The sequence below is a fragment of the Levilactobacillus sp. LN180102 genome (assembly GCF_050106635.1).
GTDB lineage: Bacteria > Bacillota > Bacilli > Lactobacillales > Lactobacillaceae > Levilactobacillus > Levilactobacillus brevis.
In genome coordinates this window covers 25,944-48,538 of the sequence record NZ_JBNIIX010000011.1, presented here as the reverse complement: position 1 = coordinate 48,538, position 22,595 = coordinate 25,944, and the positions used below count along the sequence as shown (strand labels likewise).

At 45.1% G+C, this 22,595-nt stretch carries 26 protein-coding genes; 4 read left to right on the top strand and 22 right to left on the bottom strand.

Annotated elements, in window-relative coordinates; genetic code table 11:
• Positions 1 to 57 precede the first annotated feature (57 nt).
• The 9 genes from ACP4IT_RS07880 to ACP4IT_RS07840 all read right to left on the bottom strand — a co-directional run bounded on the left by ACP4IT_RS07880 (position 58) and on the right by ACP4IT_RS07840 (position 5,021).
• Positions 58 to 999 carry a DUF4373 domain-containing protein gene (locus ACP4IT_RS07880; RefSeq protein ID WP_086231635.1) on the bottom strand — a complete coding sequence of 314 codons (942 nt, stop codon included), beginning with the start codon at positions 997 to 999 and terminating at the stop codon, positions 58 to 60.
• An 11-nt stretch (positions 1,000 to 1,010) separates the two neighbouring features.
• The gene (locus ACP4IT_RS07875) at positions 1,011 to 1,865 is read right to left on the bottom strand and encodes a PD-(D/E)XK nuclease-like domain-containing protein (RefSeq protein WP_318529771.1); all 855 of its coding nucleotides are present in this window, start codon (positions 1,863 to 1,865) and stop codon (positions 1,011 to 1,013) included.
• Positions 1,801 to 2,862, bottom strand: coding sequence for a RecT family recombinase (locus ACP4IT_RS07870; RefSeq protein WP_086231637.1), 1,062 nt, complete (start codon positions 2,860 to 2,862; stop codon positions 1,801 to 1,803). The genes ACP4IT_RS07875 and ACP4IT_RS07870 overlap by 65 nt, the downstream gene beginning before the upstream one ends.
• Positions 2,863 to 3,078 carry a hypothetical protein gene (locus tag ACP4IT_RS07865; RefSeq protein ID WP_015474119.1) on the bottom strand — a complete coding sequence of 72 codons (216 nt, stop codon included), beginning with the start codon at positions 3,076 to 3,078 and terminating at the stop codon, positions 2,863 to 2,865.
• Entirely contained in the window at positions 3,069 to 3,362 is a 294-nt protein-coding gene (locus tag ACP4IT_RS07860; protein WP_086231638.1) for a hypothetical protein, read from the bottom strand. Before ACP4IT_RS07860 ends, ACP4IT_RS07865 begins: the two co-directional genes overlap by 10 nt.
• 109 nt (positions 3,363 to 3,471) lie before the next feature.
• Positions 3,472 to 3,630: a hypothetical protein gene (locus tag ACP4IT_RS07855; protein WP_156646391.1), complete on the bottom strand. Its 159-nt coding sequence runs from the start codon at positions 3,628 to 3,630 to the stop codon at positions 3,472 to 3,474.
• Between the two features lie 12 nt (positions 3,631 to 3,642).
• On the bottom strand, positions 3,643 to 3,906 hold the full coding sequence (locus ACP4IT_RS07850; protein ID WP_141268215.1) for a helix-turn-helix domain-containing protein: 264 nt from the start codon (positions 3,904 to 3,906) through the stop codon (positions 3,643 to 3,645).
• Complete coding sequence (locus ACP4IT_RS07845) at positions 3,891 to 4,445, bottom strand: hypothetical protein (RefSeq protein ID WP_141268214.1); 555 nt, start codon at positions 4,443 to 4,445, stop codon at positions 3,891 to 3,893. The genes ACP4IT_RS07850 and ACP4IT_RS07845 overlap by 16 nt, the downstream gene beginning before the upstream one ends.
• Before the next feature lie 327 nt (positions 4,446 to 4,772).
• Positions 4,773 to 5,021, bottom strand: coding sequence for a helix-turn-helix domain-containing protein (locus ACP4IT_RS07840; protein WP_021742303.1), 249 nt, complete (start codon positions 5,019 to 5,021; stop codon positions 4,773 to 4,775).
• Between the two features lie 166 nt (positions 5,022 to 5,187).
• Between ACP4IT_RS07840 and ACP4IT_RS07835 the strand changes: the two genes are divergently transcribed.
• From ACP4IT_RS07835 to ACP4IT_RS07820, 4 genes are all read left to right on the top strand, one after another.
• Positions 5,188 to 5,556 (top strand): helix-turn-helix domain-containing protein, encoded by a 369-nt coding sequence (locus ACP4IT_RS07835; protein WP_024855618.1) that lies wholly within the window; start codon positions 5,188 to 5,190, stop codon positions 5,554 to 5,556.
• Positions 5,557 to 5,567: 11 nt separating this feature from the next.
• On the top strand, positions 5,568 to 5,981 hold the full coding sequence (locus ACP4IT_RS07830) for an ImmA/IrrE family metallo-endopeptidase (protein WP_069360179.1): 414 nt from the start codon (positions 5,568 to 5,570) through the stop codon (positions 5,979 to 5,981).
• A gap of 94 nt (positions 5,982 to 6,075) precedes the next feature.
• Positions 6,076 to 6,936, top strand: a complete 861-nt coding sequence (locus ACP4IT_RS07825) for a hypothetical protein (RefSeq protein WP_259030870.1) — start codon at positions 6,076 to 6,078, stop codon at positions 6,934 to 6,936.
• A gap of 90 nt (positions 6,937 to 7,026) precedes the next feature.
• Positions 7,027 to 8,289 (top strand): tyrosine-type recombinase/integrase, encoded by a 1,263-nt coding sequence (locus ACP4IT_RS07820; protein ID WP_259030869.1) that lies wholly within the window; start codon positions 7,027 to 7,029, stop codon positions 8,287 to 8,289.
• A gap of 117 nt (positions 8,290 to 8,406) precedes the next feature.
• Here ACP4IT_RS07820 and lepA read toward each other — a convergent pair whose 3' ends face one another.
• From lepA to rbfA, 13 genes are all read right to left on the bottom strand, one after another.
• Positions 8,407 to 10,239, bottom strand: a complete 1,833-nt coding sequence (lepA, locus tag ACP4IT_RS07815; protein ID WP_011667997.1) for a translation elongation factor 4 — start codon at positions 10,237 to 10,239, stop codon at positions 8,407 to 8,409.
• A 180-nt stretch (positions 10,240 to 10,419) separates the two neighbouring features.
• The gene (dltD, locus tag ACP4IT_RS07810; protein WP_024855607.1) at positions 10,420 to 11,709 is read right to left on the bottom strand and encodes a D-alanyl-lipoteichoic acid biosynthesis protein DltD; all 1,290 of its coding nucleotides are present in this window, start codon (positions 11,707 to 11,709) and stop codon (positions 10,420 to 10,422) included.
• 3 nt (positions 11,710 to 11,712) lie between these two features.
• Entirely contained in the window at positions 11,713 to 11,946 is a 234-nt protein-coding gene (gene dltC / locus ACP4IT_RS07805) for a D-alanine--poly(phosphoribitol) ligase subunit DltC (protein WP_011667999.1), read from the bottom strand.
• Positions 11,947 to 11,983: 37 nt separating this feature from the next.
• Complete coding sequence (dltB, locus tag ACP4IT_RS07800; protein WP_011668000.1) at positions 11,984 to 13,192, bottom strand: D-alanyl-lipoteichoic acid biosynthesis protein DltB; 1,209 nt, start codon at positions 13,190 to 13,192, stop codon at positions 11,984 to 11,986.
• Entirely contained in the window at positions 13,192 to 14,718 is a 1,527-nt protein-coding gene (gene dltA, locus ACP4IT_RS07795) for a D-alanine--poly(phosphoribitol) ligase subunit DltA (protein ID WP_011668001.1), read from the bottom strand. The genes dltB and dltA overlap by 1 nt, the downstream gene beginning before the upstream one ends.
• A gap of 39 nt (positions 14,719 to 14,757) precedes the next feature.
• A complete protein-coding gene (locus tag ACP4IT_RS07790) occupies positions 14,758 to 14,907 on the bottom strand; it encodes a teichoic acid D-Ala incorporation-associated protein DltX (protein WP_011668002.1) in 150 nt (49 codons plus the stop codon).
• Between the two features lie 300 nt (positions 14,908 to 15,207).
• Positions 15,208 to 16,356, bottom strand: a complete 1,149-nt coding sequence (gene dnaJ, locus ACP4IT_RS07785) for a molecular chaperone DnaJ (RefSeq protein WP_426855461.1) — start codon at positions 16,354 to 16,356, stop codon at positions 15,208 to 15,210.
• 116 nt (positions 16,357 to 16,472) lie between these two features.
• Positions 16,473 to 18,332 (bottom strand): molecular chaperone DnaK, encoded by a 1,860-nt coding sequence (dnaK, locus tag ACP4IT_RS07780; protein ID WP_426855460.1) that lies wholly within the window; start codon positions 18,330 to 18,332, stop codon positions 16,473 to 16,475.
• A gap of 39 nt (positions 18,333 to 18,371) precedes the next feature.
• Positions 18,372 to 18,956 carry a nucleotide exchange factor GrpE gene (gene grpE / locus ACP4IT_RS07775; RefSeq protein ID WP_011668005.1) on the bottom strand — a complete coding sequence of 195 codons (585 nt, stop codon included), beginning with the start codon at positions 18,954 to 18,956 and terminating at the stop codon, positions 18,372 to 18,374.
• 20 nt (positions 18,957 to 18,976) lie between these two features.
• Entirely contained in the window at positions 18,977 to 20,014 is a 1,038-nt protein-coding gene (gene hrcA, locus ACP4IT_RS07770) for a heat-inducible transcriptional repressor HrcA (RefSeq protein ID WP_011668006.1), read from the bottom strand.
• 251 nt (positions 20,015 to 20,265) lie between these two features.
• Complete coding sequence (gene ribF / locus ACP4IT_RS07765) at positions 20,266 to 21,213, bottom strand: riboflavin biosynthesis protein RibF (RefSeq protein WP_011668007.1); 948 nt, start codon at positions 21,211 to 21,213, stop codon at positions 20,266 to 20,268.
• Between the two features lie 20 nt (positions 21,214 to 21,233).
• A complete protein-coding gene (truB, locus tag ACP4IT_RS07760) occupies positions 21,234 to 22,145 on the bottom strand; it encodes a tRNA pseudouridine(55) synthase TruB (protein WP_426855458.1) in 912 nt (303 codons plus the stop codon).
• Between the two features lie 80 nt (positions 22,146 to 22,225).
• Positions 22,226 to 22,576, bottom strand: coding sequence for a 30S ribosome-binding factor RbfA (gene rbfA / locus ACP4IT_RS07755; RefSeq protein WP_011668009.1), 351 nt, complete (start codon positions 22,574 to 22,576; stop codon positions 22,226 to 22,228).
• Positions 22,577 to 22,595: the final 19 nt, after the last annotated feature.

Genomic DNA, 22,595 nt, shown 5'->3' with positions numbered 1-22,595 from the left:
TACGCAAGCGATTTTTGACTAACTCGCTTAGTTTGTCTGTTATCTCCGGCCTTTTACTCATGGTGTAGCCTCCTGTTCTGTTTTTCCATTCTGCTGTAGTCGCGCAATTCGCGCGTTAATCTCTGCTTGCTGCTCAGCCGTTAATTCAGTTCGGGTAGCCGTTGGAGTGGCCCCCGTTTGTGCCCAGTCTGGCAAGGTTTCTTTGGTGGTTGTCTTCTGCCCCTGACGAAGTGGATCAGGCGTCATATCCAATGTGTCAGTCCACCTGTGCTCAGCAATCCAGTTATCAGGATTCTTGGTATACTGTTCAGTCCGTTTTTTAATTTTGCAGTATTCTGCATACTTCTTGGCACCAGTTTCAATGTCATCGGGACTAAATCCGTTGTCAATGGCAATCTTAAACTCATCAAATGCCTTATCGAATCCTTGTTTTTTTGGATAGGTTAGCCAAAATCCAAGATTGAATCTTTCTCGAAGCTGGTCATCAGTCACCTTTGGTTTAGTATTATCTGATTTACTATTATTTCCTTTAGTATCCTTTAATATACTTTGTGTACTCTCAACGTTGGAAACGGAGTTATCAGTGTTGGTTACTCGGTTTCCAACGTTGGAAACCCGCAATAAACTAAATTTTGGTTCGATATGGTGATTTTTCTTCTGGCGCGCTGCCTGCTCATATCTAGCCTGAATACCATGGGAAGTTAAAATGTGATATTTTTCAAACATGCCATTATCGAAGAATCCAACTTCTGTGGCCCGTTTTACCAGTTCATCTACCGCACTTTCCTTGGTACCGACTTCGTCAGCCACCAAGAAGCACATATCTGAATCCCACACGGCGTAATACCCTTCATCACGATAAATATTACCCAGCAGGCTCAGCAAGATGGACCCTGTAGCGATTCCACAAGAACGCATGATCTTTCGAATCTTGATATCTCTGAGAAAATCAACATCTATTGAATAGTAATCAATTCCTTTTTTTATTGGACGTGCCATTTACGCACCCCCTAACTGTCTAGTAAGTCATCAACGCTGATGATGTTTTCAAGCTGCTTATGTTCACGGCAATAAGCACAGCTACCACATGGAACAGGGGCCTGTACACCAGCAATTACATCCTCAAAATGGGGCAGTTGCTCGTCTATTCGTTGCAAGGCATCCTCCATATACTCATGAGGAATCGTGATAACCGCCTTATTCGGCGGACTTTGCTTTGTTACTGCAACAATGTAGGGTTTACACTCGATTCCGTACTGCTGCTTGACTAGCTCGCGATAGACAGCCATTTGAAGCTGGTAGTCATATTTCAGAACGAATGGTACCCACCGGTGACTACGGCTATCCCAAAACCGCTTAGACAATTCCTGCGTTGTCTTTAGATCGATGAAATACCCACGATCTAAGTTCAAACAGTCCAATTTGCCCATCCATTTAACGCCAGAAATTACGCCAGTAACGATTGATTCCTTTTCACCTTGATATAACTGCGTGAACGTCTTGTCGTTTTTGAGCGAGTCAATCATGATGTCGGCCTGCTTGTACTCACTTTTTAGCTGGCCTTTAGTCTTACCACGACTGGATAACATCACTTCCTTGTTGGCATCTAAGAACCGTTTGTGGGCCTCCGACGACTCGAAATAGCTGTGCAGGTCATTACCAACCAATAAAGCGGTCTTATCCTCATCAGGTGCCCACTCGCCTCTCAATTCAGCTAATGCCTCTGCCTCACAGGCAACGAACTTCTTAAACCAAGTTGGGCTCATGAAGTTTTTATTGGCTTCTTGACCATAGTAATTGTCAGAACTTAGAATGAACGTCTGGTGGGAAGAGTTCACCCTGTCCTTCTTCGGTGCTGCTTGCATAGTCACCATCCCCCTTATGATTTTCAGATTCTTCAAGGCCATCCAAAATATTGTTGACAGTGTCCTTGTCTTGCTTATCACCCGGTTTCATATTTTCAATAGAGCGAATATCGTCAGAGCTACTTTCGTCCGTATTTGTATCAACCGGTTCTTCTTGTTCTGCCGGTTCATCCGTTTCTGCTTGTTCAACGGGTTCAGGAGGCGTTGGTTCCTCTGTATCCGCATTACCGATCAAATCTGTAACCTTTTTAGGTGTCACATCTTTGGCTGTTTGATCATCGTCATACTCGTTGGAAGTAGTGTTATTGATGGCTCCAACGACCAAATCTGAATCATCAGAAGTATTTAAAATGTTCTTAGCGGCCCGGTTAAGAACCGTTCGTTTAGCCATCTCGTCACTGAACTTGTTCTGCACAGCCCCTTTAGACCGTGTCTGTGACCAGCTATTTTTGATTTGCTTGAAGGTCATGATAGTATGCTGGTGAGTTCCGTCAGCCATCTCAATGACGGCATAAACGTACTTAATTTCCTTATCGAGTCCCTCCAACGTCGGCTTCCAATCCCTTACGACCAAACGATCATTTTGGGCACCGATTTCCAGCCCGTCACCTTCATGAACCACATTTGCCCAGCAGTCGTGTACCTCAGATAGTCGCTTTAGCGCCGCCTGCGTTCCAAAGTAGGAACGTTGCATTTTAACCTGATTGCCATATCTGATGAAGTACACTTGGGTCTTGGCCGGTGTTAATCCCTGAACCACCATATCCATGAGGGCATTGGCGATTGAAGTCTTCATTTCAGGCATGTGAGTAGCCACTTGAATCAAGTCCCCATCGTTATTTCCCTTTAGCGCGAAGAATGCGGACTTGAGGGCATTTCCAACAGCATAGTTGGCTGGCAGCTTCAAGCCATTCTCCTGATTCATCATTTGATTAATTTGGTTCTGAACACCCGCGTCTAGTGAACGTTGGGTTTCTGCAACTTCGTTTGTAGCCATTTATTCTTCCTCCTCCAAATTGGGTGACCAAGCAACAAGCTCGTCGCTGATGCTGTATAGCCGATCAATCTCATCATTGCTAAGTCGATCATTCTCGGCCAACAATTGAACTTCCTTGAACAGATCAGATTTAATGTCATCTAGTTCAGCTAAATTAGTAGCAACCACTGCTTTAGGCTGGAAACGACTACTTGTGTGTACCTTGACTACGTCCATGAGATCGCCTCCGCGCCTTTAAAATCTTCCAAGATAGCTGCCAGATGGTCATAGTCCCAATCAATCTGGGCTCCGTAATCCTCGCCCTCAGCATCTAAAAAGTCGTGCATTGAAGCTTCATCGGTCGGCACATATCGGCCTTCTGCTTCCCAATAAGTTTCACCAGAAATCATGGGGTTGCCATTGGTATCTTTGGTCATGAATCCCGTTTCAGGCTGTGATTCCAGCCGATTCATGTACCGGACAAAATCGAATGTTGCATGATCTGGCACGTTCATCGCCATTGCAACCACCGCCCATCTGGAGTAGAATTAAGGTTATAGAAATAGGATAAATGTAATTTATCTTTGAGTTCTGAGCTGCTACTCAGAGCTCTTTTTTTATGCCAAAATGTCATTTTTTGTCCTCCAATCCGAAGAAATCCATTGCCCATGCTTTCCAACCGCCCATGTCGTGGACGCTCTCTGCAAGCTTGAATCCTAGAAACATTGCCCCAGAAATCAATCCGAACCATGACACACACTCGCCGACATAGTAATAAAACAAATCCATTTTGATTGCCTCCTATACCGTTACACTCTTTCGATTACGGTTTTCTTCAATCCACTCATCAATTGCTGGTCGAAGATCAATTGACAAGTTATCATGCATGAATCGATCAACCTCGAATTTTGGAATTGATAATTGTCCCAGCTGTAAGCAATTTAGCTTCCCCAATCCAATCAGCGCCCGGACCTTGTTCGGAGAAATCTTTAGTTTTTTGGCCGCCTGTGGAATTGTGTAAACATCTGCATCAACCGTGCGCTTGAGCACTACTGTTTTAACCATTTGAATCCCCCTAACTTGTTATGCTTGTTGGTTTCATGGACAATCTTTAGCATGTCCTGACGGGACACGTCTTCAAATTGACCATTAAAAAGTAATTCCATACTGATCAGCTTGATTCGCTCGTAGCTGTACTGCTCAGCTTTCTTGCATTGATCATGAGTCCATTTTTCACGTGGCCGGTCTCGCATAAATGTTTTGACTTGCCGTCGAAGCTCTATAACCATCGCGCGTTGATCGTCGATGGCGTCTAGCGTCGCAAACGGTGCATCTCTGAACTTAGGCGACCAATCTTCCGTATCAAACATCTGAATGGCTTCAAAGTATGCTGCGGCTAGCTGATTACTAAACCGGTAGTCTTGTAAGTAAGTCGCATCTTTAACCGCATTAGCTGCCGTTGTATCTACCGTGTGACGATTATTAGCGATGCCTTGAGCCGTTTGTCCGGTATCTTCTGCCATAAGCTTGGCTGAAACGTTATTACGCTTCATTGCATTATCGAAAAATGTACGGATGTCACGAGATGTTTTTATCACATCCATTACAACTGCCTCCTTGTGTTTCGACTGATGTACTACAAGCACTTGTAGTACATAATTTAATTAGAATGAAAATTCTAAATCCTCTTCGGCTCGTTTTTGGCGGATATTTAGCTCACCGCCTGCATCTTTGAATAGCTGATTCAAACGCTTATCTTGTTCACCTGGTAATTCGTCGGCTGCAAGCATGGCTTTTAGCTGACCATCAGTTAGGCCTAACGTATCCTTAATAGTTTCGATCTTTTCTTACCGTGTCATTTTGACACCTCCTTTAATCTGAAAATCCTCTTACCAGTAGTACAACAACGGCAATTCCTAGAAGACTTGCCATCAGCTCACCTCCTCAGTAGAAGCAATAGTTTCTGAATCAGTAACTTTTTGAGTAAATAGCTTTGTGATCGGAATTCCCAACACTTTATGAAGCATCGGAATTGTATTAGCATCGAACGCATACTTTCCGCTTTCGTATCGAGAGTAGTTAGCCTTACTTCCCATGTCTAGGTAATCAGCCATATCTTGCTGGGTCAATTTCAATTCAATTCGACGACTTTTTATTAGACGCAAATCAAGCTCAATCATTCTTCATCCCCCTTTCGGTTACTGATGTATTAACTATGACTATATATTAAGTTACTAATTTAGTAATGTCAAGAAGAATCGTTACTTTTTTAGAAACTTTTTGTTTCCAAAAAAGTAACCGTGCTATCATATAGTTGTCAATACAGTAACGAAAGTGAGGCCAATCATGGATAAAGAATTAATTTCTAGAATTATTGACTTACGAGAATCGCACAATTGGACCCAAAAAGACCTCGCAGATAAGATGGGGTTCAACAAGGTAACAATGAACAAGATAGAACATGGGAATCGAAACATAACCAATTCTGAACTTGCTAAGTTCGCAGACATTTTTGAAGTCACCACGGATTATCTCCTCGGTAAAAATAGTACTCCTGTGTGGGCTAATAAAAAGGATACAAATGACTTAGAAAAATTCCTAACTGATAACGAGGGGTCCATGACTTATGGCGGTGAGGATCTCACAGAAGAAGAAAAAGAACAAGTGCGTGTGGCGATGACAACCATTTTCTGGAAGCGCCATAAACACGACTAGGGGCTGATTGTTTGGAAAAGATAAGTAACGTTGCGAAAACAGTAATGAATCGATACCACACCGCCAATCCCTTTACAATTGCAGAAAGACTCAATATTCAAGTCGAATGGTGCTTGTTTGGCCATTATCCACTAGGTAAAACTGTCTATGATGGTGACCAGCCTGTTGTCATGCTCAATGCAGCAATTAGGCATACTCCTACCCAATATTTCGTTATGGGCCACGAACTGGGCCATGCGATTCTTCAAGAAGGTCTGGTCGGCTACTATACAAGTAGCAACAAGGCCCACGGTCAACTTGAAACTGAGGCAGACGAGTTTTCAGTCGCTCTGATGGGGTTACTGTTTATCGAAGATAACGATCGTATGCCTTATTCATACGATGACTTGGCTCGCCAATATGGACTGCCCTACAGTTTTGATTAGGTAAGCCTACCTGATATGCTTACAAATCTGGAAAAAATATAATGTGTCCAAAACTGACGACGATAAAAGCTGTACATATTTCAGGAGGCCTGTCATGATATACAACATTATGCTTTTTATAGTATTCATAAGCGCAGTTGCTAGTTTAGCGTTACTAATAATGTGGGCCATTAAGAAAATAACCCACACCCCCAAATGGGGGTGGATAAAATGGTGGCATTTTATTGCTGCATTTGTAATTATGTTTGTGTTTACAATGATTGCTCCATCTACCGAAACACAGGCACAGAAAGCGGCAGATCGAAAAGAAGCCATCTCAGAGTCTAGGGATAAAGCCAAACAACAATCGGAGTCGGAATCTAAGCGTAAATCTAGCGAGTCTCGGCGCAACTCAATCAAAGCCGTTGAGTCATCCAAAATAGTAGAAAGCAAAAAAAATGCTGCTAAAGCAAAATCTTCATCCAACAAGGCTAAGCGTGTTAGGGAAAGCAAAGCCGAGGCTAGCAGCAAAGCCGAAAGCATTAGTCGGGCTAAAAAAGTGACGGAATCTAACAAACAAAAGAAACAAAAAAAGGCTAAGGTTAAAAAGAATACAACGAAGCCATCCAACGCATCACGTTACAAATCGATCAGTCTCAATAAATTCACCGACAACCCTATCAAGTACGATGGCGTAAATATCAAAACCTCTGGTATTGTTACCTATATCCAGAAGAATCCGGATGACAAGAATATTTACTATGTCGTAATTGCCCCTCGTGATAAATATACGTCTTCAGGCTATTCAGATGGTCACGGTTCCGTAACCGAAGTAAATATAGATACTATGCATGATACGCCTGTTCATGAGGGAGACTACATTACCGTTAAGGGTGGCGGGTTATCTGGCACCGTACAGCTTAATGGAAAAACTCTAAAATCAGATATCGTTGTTGATAGCTTGACAGTACATTAGCGAATTGCCCTTAAATAGGGCTTTTCTTTAACTCACCGAACGAACATACGTTTGTGTATTTCAACTATTGATATACAAGGAGGAATTATTATGTCAGAAGGATCACTAAGGAAACGTGGAGATAAATGGTACTATTCTTTTGAGGCCGGTAGTATCGATGGATCGCGAAAACGTATCGAACATCCCGGCGGTCGCACCAAAGCAGAAGCATCGGCTGCCCTTCGTGCGGCAATGCAGGAGTACGAAAATGGAGGAGTCAAAATAAGAAGGAATAATTATACCATTCATGACTACTTCGACTACTGGTTTGATAGCTATGTAATGAAAGAGCTTCGACCAAATACACAGAGCAATTATCGGAATGTGATTGATAAGTACATCGATCCGGCAATTGGCAGATACAAGTTAAAATCAATTAGTCCCGCCAAATTGCAAAAGATGATGGATGACTTAGGGAAAACAGGATTGTCAAAACATTCAGTTGAAATTATTTTGACCGTTCTTCGCAAGGGACTAAAGATGGCAGTCTTCCCTTACCAGCTGATTAAAGAAAACCCGGGCAACTACATTGGCATGCCCCGTTTCCCCGACTCCCATGGTAAAACACGGTCAGATTTGCGAATTATCACACTCGAACAGTATCGCCAGATACTCGCAATCACCCCATTTTCCAACCCCTTTAACGTTCCCCTTCAACTAGCATTTGGCACGGGCATGCGCCGCGGTGAGGTTAGCGGGCTAGAATGGAGTGCGGTTGATCTAGAGAATGGAACCATCGACATCCACCAAGCTATGCTTCAAAAGACCAAGAAAAAACGAAAGGCCGATGCTGAATACAAGACGAAAGTAAAATACTCCGATCCGACAATAAAGCCAGGTCATGAACGGTCTTCCAACGCTCCCTGGGATTTAGGTCCACTTAAAACATCCGCAAGCTATCGAAAAATTTCGATTGGGCCTTCTGTTATCGAGCTGCTAAAGAAAAAACGCGCCGACCAAGAAGTTCAGCGGGAGCGCTATGGGAAATACTACTATGATTCTGATTTTGTATGTACGAAAGAAAACGGGAAACCTGTCACCCCGAATTCTATCAAATACCACGCTGATAAAATTCAAAAAGAGTTAGGTTTCCCGTTTGACTTTCATTCGTTGCGTCACACTCACGCAACTATGCTTTTGCAAAATGGAGACAATATCAAATCGATTCAAAAACGTTTAGGTCACGCTAGAATATCGACGACACTAGATACCTATGCCCACGTTACCGATGAGATGAACAAAAAGTCAGTTGACATTTTTGAGGACGTGATGGCCGACGTCAAGCAGAAATCTAGTGATGAAAAACAATCCTAATTTGTCGACATCACGAACCCCGATATTAGAGCATTTGTCGACATCATAAAAATTGCGCCGACAAATCGTAGACAATTGCACATTTTTGTAAATCCTAACGCCCCAGAAACTCCGGTATTACTTAGTTTCGTCTTCGTCAGTTTGTAAAACGGCCATGAACGCTTCTTGCGGAATATCCACTTTCCCGACTGCCTTCATTCGTTTCTTACCAGCTTTTTGTTTTTCCAGCAGCTTCATTCGCCGCGTACGATCCCCACCATACAGATGAGCCGTTACGTCCTTACGATAAGCCTTAATCGTCGTCCGGGCAATAATCTTAGCCCCAATGGCTGCTTGAACTGGAATTTCAAAGTTTTGTCGAGGAATGATCTTCTTTAACCGTGAAGCAATCTCTCGGCCCCGTGCTGGTGCGAACGTCCGGTGCGCAATGAAGCTCAATGCGTCCACCTTGTCACCATTCAACAGGATATCGATCTTGACCAAATCAGCGCCTTGATACCCGTTCATTTCATAATCCAATGACGCATACCCCCGCGTATTGGATTTCAGTTTATCAAAGAAATCAAAAATGATTTCCGACAGTGGCATGTTATAGATAATATTCACCCGATAATCATCCAGGTACTCCATCGTCAAGAATTGTCCCCGTCGGTGTTGGCACAGATCCATCACCGCACCAACATAGTCATTCGGTGCCATGATTGTCGCCTTGACGATTGGCTCTTCAATTCGTTTAATCGCGGACGCCTCTGGCATTTCAGCGGGGTTTTCAACCTCTTTCATCGTCCCATCGGTTAGGTAGGCATGGTATGTTACCGACGGTGCCGTGGTAATCAGGTCTAAATTAAATTCCCGTTCCAGTCGTTCTTGGATAACGTCCATATGGAGCATCCCCAAGAACCCACACCGGAAGCCAAAACCTAACGCCTGTGATGACTCAGGCTCAAACTCTAATGCTGCATCATTTAACTGTAACTTTTCCAATGCTTCACGCAAATCATTGAGCTTCGCATTGTCAGTAGGATACAGACCAGCATATACCATGGGACTCATTTCCCGGTACCCAGGGAGTGCCTTATCCGCGGGCTGATCCGCACTCGTCACCGTATCCCCAACTCGTGTATCCGTAATGTCCTTGATACTAGCCGTGATATAACCAACATCCCCGGCAATTAGGTAGTCTCGCGCAATTGGCTTAGGTGAGTTAACGCCCACCTCTGTGACTTCATACTCACTACCACTATTCATTAGCCGAATCTTATCTCCGGGTTTGACCGTTCCTTCAAACAGCCGGATGCTTAACACTACTCCTCGATAATCATCATAAACAGAATCAAATACTAACGCCTTCAATGGTGCCGCTAAATCGCCCGCAGGTGCTGGAATCTTCGTCACAATCTGTTCCAAAAGTTCTGGAATCCCAATTCCCTGTTTGGCACTCGCTAAAACTGCATCGGAGGCATCTAAGCCGATCACCTCTTCAATTTCATTCTTCACCTTATCCGGATCGGCCGCGGGTAAATCAATTTTGTTGATAACCGGCACAATTTCCAAGTCATCGTCAAGCGCTAAATAGACGTTAGCCAACGTTTGGGCTTCAACCCCTTGCGCTGCATCAACGACTAATACCGCACCCTCACAAGCTGCTAGGCTCCGTGACACTTCATAAGAAAAGTCCACGTGCCCCGGTGTGTCGATTAAATGAAATTCGTAATCATGTCCATCCTTAGCGTGATACGTCAACTCAACCGCATTGAGCTTAATCGTGATTCCGCGTTCACGTTCGAGGTCCATATCGTCCAACACTTGATCTTGCATATCGCGTTTGGAGATTGTATCTGTTAATTCCAAAATCCGATCCGCTAATGTCGATTTCCCATGGTCAATATGCGCCACGATGGAAAAATTCCGGATGTATTTTTGGTGGTTTTTTAATTTTTCAAGATCCATGTTGATTTCCTACTTTCTTAAACGCCATGTCTCGACAATTATACCAAGATTTCTATTTTTTTGATACCCATGTGTGTCCCTAATCCTTTGACTAGCGCCATTTACCTAAAATCTGGCGTCCATTTGACCATACGCAAAACCGCTACGTCATCAGATAGTGGTGGCGTAGCGGCTAGTTAGTTACTTATTCGTTTGTTGATATTGTGCTAACTGACTTGGTGGTAACTGTTGCCAGGTTGTTGAATAAAACTTGTCATTCATCGTGTAATGCGGTTGTGGTTGCTGTTTCGATAAGAACGGGTTAACCCGCTGATCGACTGCTAACCACCCACGCCAGCCTAGGTGAATTGTATCCGTCATAAAGTACGGGACGTTCCCCTTATCACTCAAGTCAACAATATTGTTGAACCCTTGTGACTGTAACTGGTAATGAATCTTTTGGTCAAATTGTTTGAGCATCGTCGCCGACAAGCCCGTGTACTTTTGCCACCGCGCATTGACTGGTGGAATGATAAATAACACGTTTGTATTGAGTCGGGCAAACTGATCCAAACATAATTGAAAATCCGCAAATTCAGGTGATTCTGTATAGGACAAATGTTTCTGGAAGTTCTTCAAGTGCCCCGTCTTCAGTTCCTTTTCCAGTCCCTGATGATAGAACTTATTACTAATCTGGAAGTGATTATCATTAGTAGCCGCTTTTCCTAATCGTCCACCAAGTGAATCCAACGCCGAGTATGAATAATGAGTGGGTAACTGCTTGGCTTGTTGGTTCACCCGATTTAGATTCTGCGACGGTAAATCGATGCCAGAGAAGAATTGATCCTCTTGCGTCAACATATTTTTACGGGTTTGCAAATAGAAGCGTTGGAAGTCCGTCAGCTTTTTACCAGCCGCAACCCGTTGCAAGGCTGCATAGATAAAGTGATCTGACTTAGCCACTGGCATTTGTAACAAGCGCTTAGCCGCGTACCGGTCAATGGCATCCCGTCGGAAATGCGTCAACCATTCAGTCGTCTGCAACTGTGAATAGTAGAACCCAAAGGCATCCTTTCGCGTCCCATCCTTGACGAACCATTGTGGCGAGATCACAAAGACCGCCTTTTTATTTCGTAGTTCGTTTTGAATGTTTTGCATCACAAAGTATTGGGTTAATGACTGCGAACCACGAGCCCCTAACAAGAACGGTCGGTAAGATCGATGATACTTCTTGGCCAACACAGACGGATGCATCGGGTCAATTCGAGACCATTCTGATGAGCCAAAGAACGGCACATAACCGTCTTTTAAGGCTTCCTGCTTAATATGCTTACCACGCAAGACGTTTGGCGACAATGAAACTGCTGCTTGACGTTCACGCTCAGCACTCACATGGCTAAAACCTAACTTCATCGGCATTGCCAACACCGCAAAAACTAAAATCGCCGCGAGAATTAACGGACCAAAGATCCGTAGTAGTCGCTTGGTCATCGGCTAGGCCAGACTTTCGACTTTCGCGATAATCTTGTTGGGCGTGTCCCACTCTGACCGCTCAAATTCAGAAACTGGCACATCAATCCCTAATTCGCTTTGTAATTGCAACAACAGTTGCACGGACCCCATTGAGTCTAATAGCCCACTGTCAAATAAATTGTCATCCATAGCACCACTAACATCGTTCCCCGTTAAATCGTTTAAAATTGCTAAAACACTTGCTTTGATATCCATAATATATATCCCCCTCTGAAATATGTTTCTCTAATTTTTACTTAAACCACAATGTGTTAAATAACCCGGAAAAGAGTAAGAAACTAAAGCAGACCAGGTTAGCCGTCAAAAAGATGGCAAATCCTTGCGTCAACCAATTATGCGGGATACTCTCCCGATGTTTCTTCTTGTACCGTAACCAGGCATCGTTAATAACTAAGGCACACCCATGGAACAGCCCGTAGGCAATGTAGTACCACGTTACACCGTGCCAAAAACCCATGACCAACATGTTAATAATATACGTAACATTTGCCGTCGTCGTTGGACTCTTGAACACCTTATGCTTCATGAACCAAAAGACTAAGCGCATGTAGATAAAGTCTCGGAACCAAAATGATAGCGTAATGTGCCACCGATTCCAGAAATCCTTGATGTTTGGCGAACGCCATGGCTGTTTGAAGTTCATCGGTGTTTCAATCCCCATGATATACGAGGTACCGACAGCAAACAGTGAGTATCCGGCAAAATCAAAGTATAGATCCGCACTCCACGCGTACATGTATCCCAAGACTGGCCACGATAAATCCAAGAAGCCGCCTCGTGAATGCATTGCCATGAGTAACAGTTTGGGCATCAACAGGGTTCCCAAGTAATACGCGATAATAAACTTATACAAGAAGCCCACGAAAATGTAACGAATTCCCTTTTGGACCATGCCCAAATACTTTTCTCGATCTGGTACAGTTCGATAATCGTGTTCAAACCGTCGATAACGATCAATCGGCCCAGAAGAAATTGTTGGAAAGAACAGCATAAACTGTAGGAAGGTCATAACCTGGTAGTTCTTTAAGCTACCATCGCGAGTCTCCATAATCGTTTGAACTGCCCGAAATGTCAGGTAGCTAATCCCCATAAATCCAATCAATGATCCCTGACCATTCTCAACCGCCGGCGTAACTTTTACCAGCGTCAACGGGATAATAGCCAAAATGACCAACAGGTAGAAAACCGGTCCAGAGTTCTTCTGTTTACGATAAACGGCGTACCCCCAGGTCAAAGCCACTTCATATAAGACGTAAACAATCAGGGCAACTCCTTGGGTCCACTTCGGACCACCAAAGGTCAGGACTAAGAAGAAGATCGAAATGAGTGTCTCATATAGCCGCGACCGCTTACCGTACAAGAGACCAATCATCAACGGCAATAGTGCCACACCCAACAAGGCGAAATAAGTTGGGTTGCCGTATGGTTCAAATGACAGCATTACTGATTAACCTCTGCAATAATAGATTTAATATCAACCTTGCCGTTGGGGGTCATCGGTAAGCTATCCTTGTAAACAAAGCGTTGTGGAATCATATATTCCATCATATCGCCGCCCTGTAAATTGTCCTTAATCGCCTTGGTTAAAGCCAATTCACTGCTAAACGTTTGCGCATTTGGCACCACCCAAGCAATCAGTTGGCTGACCTTGTGGTTGCGATCATACCGTGGAACGGCAACCCCTACTTGAATGTGGTCCTCTTGTGACAGGTAGTGGTTAACTTCCTCTAACTCGATGCGGTAACCGTGAAGTTTAATTTGAAAATCTGTCCGGCCACGGTACATGATCAAGCCATTAGGCAATTGCACCCCTAAGTCACCTGACCGATACACCTGATGACCATTCAGCGTGACAAAAGCCTTAGCCGTCTTTTCTGGATTGTTCAGGTAACCCTTGGACATTGACGGCCCACTAATCAACAATTCGCCTTCACTCCCCGCTGGAACAGGTTGTAATTGCTCATCCACAACCTGAATGGTTGTGTCTGCTTTGACATAGCCAATTGGTAATCGTGGATAATCCTGTAACAGCTGAGCCGTAATTTCAACCTGAGTAACCGCAACCGTAGTTTCAGTTGGGCCATAGGTATTGAAAATTCGTGCTGCTGGGAACCGCTGATGCAATGCCGAAGCCGTTGCATGAGTCAGTTCTTCACCACAGAATAAGAAGCGCGTCAGTTCTGGATAATGTTCCCCATCAAATGTTGGTTCAAGTAGGCAAATATCCATAAAGGATGGTGTCGAGACCCAAACATTTAAATCCATAGTAGGTAGTGTTTCAAACAACTGTTTGAAATTATCCGTCACCGTCTTAGGTAGGGCCACTAACGTACCACCAGAAGCCAACGTTGGTCCCCAGGCCATCACAGACAGGTCAAAAGAATATGGTGCTTGTGATAAAATTCGAGCAGCTGTGGGCAACGCGAAATCATCACTCAGCATCCAATTAACGTAACTCAATAAGTTATTATGCGAAATTTGAACGCCCTTAGGTTTTCCGGTAGTTCCCGACGTGAAAATGATGTAATACGTCTCATCTCCCTGAACGGCATGGGTCACGTCATAAGCTACTGGTGTTGCCCAAATCCGTTGCAGATCTGCCGCCGTAATAATCGGTGTATCCCCTAAAGTCGTGGGCAAGTCGGCAACCCCAATTGCGGCTGCCGGTTGGGCAATCTCGTTAATCGTGGTTACCCGCTCTAGTGGCGAGTGTGTATCGATTGGTACATAAGCGTGACCGCTCTTAACAACGCCTAGGAAGGTCACCATCATATCAAAGGTCTGACCACCAAAAACCATAATCGGTGACCCAGCTGGTAACTGCATGTGATCCAGATGCGCTGCTAACGCGTCAGAACGTTGTTTTAACTCTCCGTACGTATTCGTGTGTCCCAAATCATCATAAGCTAATCGATTTGGTTCCGTTACGGCCCAGTGATCCATTGCTTGAATCATATTATCAATCATTGTCTATCCCCCCCAAAAAGTATCACGGTCATTGCTATCCTAAAATTCGGTGTAAATAAACGTCGAATTATTTAAGCCACTATAACCGTATAAATAAACCAGCGCCATCAAGATAACAAAATAGAAGATGGTCCAGCCAACAAATGCGACGACCGGTTGATGCCAAATCGCCAGCCACTTTGTTTTCATGAAAATTCACCCCCAAAGTTTGCCGGTTCATTCGTCCCCGAAACCGACGTCCGTCCAAACCCGACTAGAACTAATTATTCCCCGACGAATCGTTTTAGTCAAGTGGAGAATTGTGGCCCCCGCCACATTCCCTATAAGTTGAGGTTATCATTGACAAAACATGATTGCAAACAACGTCACTCAACCTTAACGCTTTCTTTTCATTCTTAAGTTATCCCCTTAATTATTAGCCACAAAAAAGGCTGCCGAAACTACTCAGCAGCCTTGATATATCAACTACGAACCACTAAAACTTGAATCCTAGTTTTCATTAAATTTGTCGCGCATTTTGTTAAATAAATTTCCTTTGCCACTACCTGTGACACTTTCGCCACTAGCCTTCGCAAAGTCACGTAAGGCATCGCGTTGACCTTTGTTAAGGTTCTTAGGGGTCACAACCTTAATTGTCACGTGTTCATCACCATTGCCGTTACCGCGCAACCGTGGTGCCCCTTTACCGCGAAGACGGAAGGTTGTCCCGCCTTGAGTCCCAGCGGGGACCTTTAGCTTAACGTCACCATGAACCGTCTTGACTGTCACATCGTCACCCAAGGTTGCTTGGACAAACGAAATGTCTTGGTCAAAGTAAATTTCTGTGCCATCACGCCGGAAATCCTTGCTTGACTGAACTTTGAAGATAATGAATAGATCACCGTAACCACCGCCATTTTGGCCAGCCTCACCTTGACCTTGCAGCCGCATTTGTTGACCATCATCCACTCCAGCTGGAATCGTGACTTCAACTTCATGCCGTTCTTCTTCATGTCCGGAGCCGCCGCAGGTTGGGCACTTTTCTTTAATCTCTTGACCCGTTCCATGACAAACAGGACATGGCTGTTGGCTACGCATCCGTCCTAACGGGGTGTTGGTTTCGGTCGTCACATAACCTGACCCACCACATTGGTGACATGTCACTGGTGATGTCCCTGGTTTAGCGCCATTGCCACCACACGTGTGACACTGGGCTTCCCGGTTATACTTAATTTTAGTCTTTTTACCGAAAATGGCTTCTTCAAAGGTCAAATCCATCTGATATTGTAAGTCACGACCAGGTCGTGGCGCATTCGGATTACGTTGACCACCGCCACCTCCAAAGAATTGGTTGAAGATGTCGTCGAAGCCACCGCCACCACCAAAGCCACCGAAGCCACCTTGTTGACCACCACCGAAACCGCCAAAACCGCCTTGCGCACCATCAGCTGATCCGTATTGGTCATAGTTGGCTCGTTTTTGTTCATCGCCCAAGACGTCATAGGCGTCCTGAACTTCTTTGAACTTTTCTGCCGCATCGGGGGCTTTGTTTAAGTCCGGATGATACTTCTTTGACAATTTCCGATAGGCTTTTTTGATTTCATCTTGGCTGGCATCTTTTGCGACACCTAATACGCCATATAAGTCACTTTGCGCCATCTTTTTCCTCCCAATCCATACCGCTGTTTTTGCTACTCATAAGAATAGCATACTCGAAACAAAAAGCCAAAGCCCCACGGACTCTGACTTTTTGCCAAGCCGCATCTTATCGGCTTTTACTTCTTATCGTCGTCGTTAACTTCGTGGAAGTCACCATCAACGGTATTATCATCTTTCTTATCAGCGTCCGCTGTCGCCCCATCGGCACCAGCAGCGTTACCGTCACCGGCTTCGCTTTGGGCTTGTTGGTAAAGCTTGACGGAAAGGTCTTGGATAATCTTCGTCAAATCATCCTTCTTAGCCTTCATGTCGTCCAAGTTGTTAGCTTCTTGGGCCTTCTTCAAGGCATCACGTGCATCTTCAACCTTCTTGATTTCGTCATCAGAAACCTTACCCTTAACGTCCTTCAACGTCTTGTCGGTCTGGAAGAGCAATTGGTCGACTTCGTTCTTGGTATCGACTTCTTCCTTACGCTTCTTATCGGCTTCTTCGTTTTCCTTAGCTTCGTTCATCATCTTTTCAATTTCTTCATCGGATAGGCCGTCGGAACTCTTGATGGTAATCTTTTGTTCCTTGTTCGTCCCCATGTCCTTAGCAGAAACATTTACGATCCCGTTTTTATCGATGTCAAACGTCACTTGGATTTGAGGAACACCACGAGGAGCAGCTGGAATGTCAGTCAACTGGAAGTTACCTAACGTCTTGTTGTCAGCAGCCATTGGCCGTTCACCTTGTAAGACGTGAATATCAACAGCTGGTTGGTTATCAGCAGCCGTACTGAAGACTTGTGACTTGCTAGTTGGAATCGTCGTGTTGCGATCGATTAACTTAGTAAAGACACCACCCATGGTTTCAATCCCCAAGGACAATGGCGTCACATCCAATAGGACAACGTCCTTCACATCACCAGTGATCACCCCACCTTGAACGGCAGCACCTAAGGCAACGGCTTCATCAGGGTTGATAGAATGGTTAGGTTCCTTACCTGTCCAGCTCTTAACAGCTTCTTGAACGGCTGGAATCCGAGTAGAACCACCGTTTAAGATTACAACATCAATATCACTAGCTTGTAAGTCAGCATCCTTCAACGCATTTTGAACAGGAATCCGGGTCTTTTCAACCAGGTCAGCCGTCAATTCGTTGAACTTTGCCCGACTCAAGCTCTTTTCCAAATGTAGTGGTCCATTTTCACCGGCAGAGATAAATGGCAAACTGATTTGTGCTTCAGTAACCCCAGAGAGATCCTTCTTAGCCTTTTCAGCAGCATCCTTCAATCGTTGTAATGCCATCTTATCTTTAGATAAGTCAACGCCATTTTCTTCTTTGAAACCAGCGACTAACCAGTCCATGATCTTTTGGTCAAAGTCATCCCCACCTAAGTGCGTATCACCGTTGGTTGAGAGAACATCAAAGACCCCATCACCTAATTCCAAAACAGAAACGTCAAAGGTCCCACCACCAAGGTCATAAACTAAGACTTTTTCGTCCTTGTCTTGCTTGTCCAGGCCATAAGCCAAAGCAGCAGCCGTTGGTTCGTTGATGATCCGTTCAACGCTTAAACCGGCAATTTTACCAGCATCTTTAGTTGCTTGACGTTGCGCATCGTTAAAGTAAGCGGGTACCGTGATAACGGCCTTTTCAACCGTATCCCCAATATAATCTTCAGCAAATGCCTTCAAGTGTTGTAAGATCATGGCTGATACTTGTTGTGGCGTGTAATCCTTGCCATCAACACTCACCTTGTAGCCAGCTTCACCCATGTGACTCTTGATGGATGAAATCGTGTTCGGGTTGGTAATAGCTTGCCGCTTAGCAACTTCACCAACTTGTGTTTCGCCGTCTTTAAAAGCGACAACGGATGGCGTCGTCCGAGCGCCTTCCTTATTTGCAATAATCTTTGGGGTACTACCTTCAAGAACGGCAACGGCTGAGTTAGTCGTTCCTAAGTCAATTCCGATAATCTTGTTACTTGCCATCAAAAATTCCCTCTTTTTTTAGTTTTTGGTTTGAATAAGTTATTGTGCGACAACCACCATGGCTGGCCGTAAAACCCGATCCTTTAGCTGATAGCCTTTTTGTAAGACATTCACCACTGTTTCAGCAGTCTGACCATCCTCTGCTGGAACGGATTGAACGGCTTGATGTAACGTTGGATCAAAGGTCTGACCTAACGCCGCAATTTCCGTCACATGGTTACGCTTCAGGGCATCTTCCAGATGATCATAAGTCATCTGAACCCCCTTCTTGATCTGTGCGGCAACGTCATCGCTCGCCTCAACAGCTAACGCCCGTTCCAAATTATCAATGACGGGAAGCACGTCCTTAGCCAGTTGCTGACCATCATACTTGATCAACGTCGCCTGTTCCTTTTGGAAGCGTGCTTGCATATTTTGAACCTCTGCTTCCGCCCGCAGGTACTTATCCTCAAAGTCAGCTGCCTTTTTCTCTAAAGCAGCGACTTCTTCAGGCGTTGCGGTTGGCTGGTCTTCAACCGGCTGAGTTGCCGATTGATCTGTCTCAGCTTTAGGTGACGCTTGCTTTGTTGTGGCGGACTTTGCCGCAGTTTCATCATCTGTGGATGGTTGTTGTTCTTCAGCCACGATAAAAACCCTCCCTTTCTTTACTCGTCATAGTACCGGTAATAATCCAGTAATTTTTTCGCGAGTTCTTCACGAAACGCACCAACAATTCCCAACATCCGCGAATATGGCATTCGCGTTGGCCCGAGAATGGCAATCATGCCCTTACCATGTTGATCAACGTCATAGGTGGCGGTAATCAAACTGAAATTGCGTAGCGCATCATTCGTCATCTCGTTACCAATCTGTACGGAAATATTATCACTTGGTTGACCCAACACGTTTGCAATATCATCGGTCTTGTCGATCAGTGAATACAACGATTTTAGTGAATCAACGTCACTATCCTGCGAGAAATTCAATAAATTCAGTCGACCACCAACATAAAATCGCTCTTGCGCGGCCCGGGTCAAGACATCCCCGAAAATATCGAGAAAACCAGCGGGGCTTTGCATATAGTTAGTAATTTTCATCGGGATATCCGTTCGCAGCTTTTGTAAGACTTCCGGTAACGTCAATCCGACCAACTGGTCATTGATTAAACGTACAACGGCTTCAAGCTGATCACCCGATACCGCTTCGCTCACGTCAAATGTCTGGTTCTCAACATCACCACTATCGGTAACCAAGATAGCCATCACTTGCCGCTTGCCCAATGGCACTAACCGAAAACCACTCAAACGGCTATCCTTTAGCTCCGGCTTCAACGTGAACGCCGTATAGCTCGTCAAGTTCGACAGGATTGTCGCGGACTGCGAAATGATCTCATCAATTTTATGAAAATCGCCGCCTAACGATGACTGAATCACATCAATATCGTTGGGTCGCAAAGGATCTGGCTTAACTAAATGATCAACGTAATAGCGATACCCCTCAACCGACGGAATCCGTCCGGAAGACGAGTGGGTCTTTTTTATGAGGCCTTGCTCTTCTAGGGCCGCCATCTCGTTGCGAATCGTTGCTGAGCTTACGTGGATGGGTAACTGCTTAGCTAATGCCTTTGACCCAACTGGCACTCCCGTGTTCGTAAAGTCGCGGACAACCGCTCGCAGAATCATCATCTGTCTATCTGAAAGCATCACAATCACCCCTTTTTTAGCACTCAAACAACACAAGTGCTAAGACACATATATAATGTAGCAAAACCGCGTTTTGAAGTCAAGAAATCTAACAGAATTTTTAGCAATCAACGTAATTAAGTGCTAATTTTTTCGTTAAAACCGTTATTCAACAACAAATGCGCGTAGGACAAAAGGCGCTTAGCTGGTTCACCACCAGCTATTTAAAAACGCAAAAGGGCCTGAGACTTTTGTCCCAGACCCACCTAAGCTTATTGCGTTAACCGCTGAAAATACGCACGCGTTTCTCGTTCGTCTTGCTGTAATTGATCAACTAGCCCGTCGGCATCAGCGAACTTTATTTCGCCGCGTAAGCGATGCTGCCACTCAACTTCCACTGGTTCGCCATATAGGTTTCCTTGAAAGTCTAGCAGATTCATCTCTACCGTAATCGGCCGACCATCCCCAAAGGTCACGTTGCGACCAATTGAGACCATCCCTGGGTACCAAATAGCGCCCACCTTTAGCCGTGCGGTATAAATTCCAATTCCCGGTAGCCATTGATTCTCTGGCGTTAAAATATTAGCCGTGGGATAGCCAATCGTCCTGCCACGCGCCTCGCCATGAACGACCACGCCCGTTGAACGATAAGGATAACCCAGTAACTGATTGGCCAGATCAATGTCGCCTTGCTTCATTGCCTGCCTGATCCGCGTTGAACTTATTTTTTGCTGATCTTGGGCTTCTTGAGCCACCGTTTCAACCGTGAAACGGCCCTTAGCATAATCAGCTAAGCGGTCCATCGTCGCCACATCTTTCTTGCCATAGGTGTGATCAAAACCAGCGACAGCAACCACCGTATGGAAGGCCACTAAATAATGATCAACGAACTCTTGTGGCGACTGCGACGCAAATTCACCCGTATAGTTCACTAAAAAGACCCGTTCGACCCCTAATCGCTCCAACTGTTGGAGCTTTCTGGTTGGGATACTTAAATATTTTCGATCATCTGCTTCCAATGGCCGATAGACCAAGGCTGGATGATGATCGTAAGTTAACACTGCCAGTTTAGCCTGTTTTTCTTGCGCCAACGCCTTGGCTCGCGCAATCACCGCTTGATGCCCCCGGTGAACCCCATCAAAGAAGCCCATCGCCAATACGACAGGTTCATCTGGAATCTGCCGGGCATCTAAGGGATGGTGTATACGAATAACGTCCATAAAGAATTTCTCTCCTCAGTTTAATTCACCGCAAACATTTTTAATGGTCGATACTGCTTTTTCTCATCTGACCAACGGTACAAACACTTGGTTTCACCTTGATAAGTTAAGGCCAATTCTGGTTCCGTGGCCTGATTTAACTCCGCCGCCGATAAAAAGACCCCATTTTTCACGAGTGCCCACAAGTGCTCATCAAGGGCAACATGGGGATAGTCTTGCAAGGCGTAGTCAATCGGCCGCAAAGTACGTTCAATCTGGTCATCAGCCATTGCGGCTTCAACGTCGGCCAACGTGACCGTCTGTGACAACGTAAAGCCACCACTTTTTAGACGCGTCAAAGTAGCCATGACGGCTGGCACGCCTAATTGCTGGCCAAGGTCCACCGCTAGTGTCCGGACATAGGTCCCCTTAGAACAGGAGATTTCAAAATCAATCGTTTGGGTCCCCGCTGTTGCATCGAAGGTTCCGGCGCCTTGCAGGTCGAATCGATCCACCGTAATCGTACGGGTTGGTCGCTCGACCGTTTCACCAGCACGCGCATACTCGTACAATTTACGTCCATTCACTTTCACTGCAGAATACATGGGCGGTGTTTGTTGAATTGTTCCCGTCAGTGCTTGGGCAGCCGCAGCCACCTGATCAGCAGTGAACGGCCGTTCAAGTGGCTGTCGCTCGACCACGTCACCATCCAAGTCCTCAGTTGTCGTGGCCAATCCTAGTGTGACTGACCCGCGATACACCTTACCGGACGCCATCAAATACGGCACCACTTTCGTTGCCGAACCAATGCAAATGGGCAACACCCCATCCACACTTGGATCGAGGGTCCCACTATGACCAACCTTTTTAGTCTGCAAGATGTGACGCAATTTTGCGACACAATCGAAGCTGGTAAGTCCTCGCTCTTTGTACAACGGAATAATCCCGTTCATTTTTGACGCCTCCTAAACCTTTACCGTTATAAAAAGACGCTGATCCAGCTAGATCAGCGTCTTCATGTTCCCATTACCAATTAGTCTTGGTGATGAAGATCATTCAACAATTCATCGATCCGGCTACCATACCGAACAGATCCATCCTGTTCAAACGTCAACTCAGGCGTCTTGTAGATACTTAACCGTGAGCCCAACTCAGAACGAATCAATCCGGTGGCCTTCTTTAACCCTGCCGCTGTTTTTTCAGCAGAAGAGGCTTTGTCCGATAAAATGCTGTAGTAAATCGTTGCCTGTTGCAAGTCACCTGTGACTTCCACACCGGTAACGGTCACGCCTTCGACCCGTGGATCGCGGACGCGCTTTAGTAAAATATCCGTAACTTCCCGTTGGATTTCTTGTTCCAACCGGCCAACTCGATATTGTGCCATTGCTGGTTGCCTCCGAACT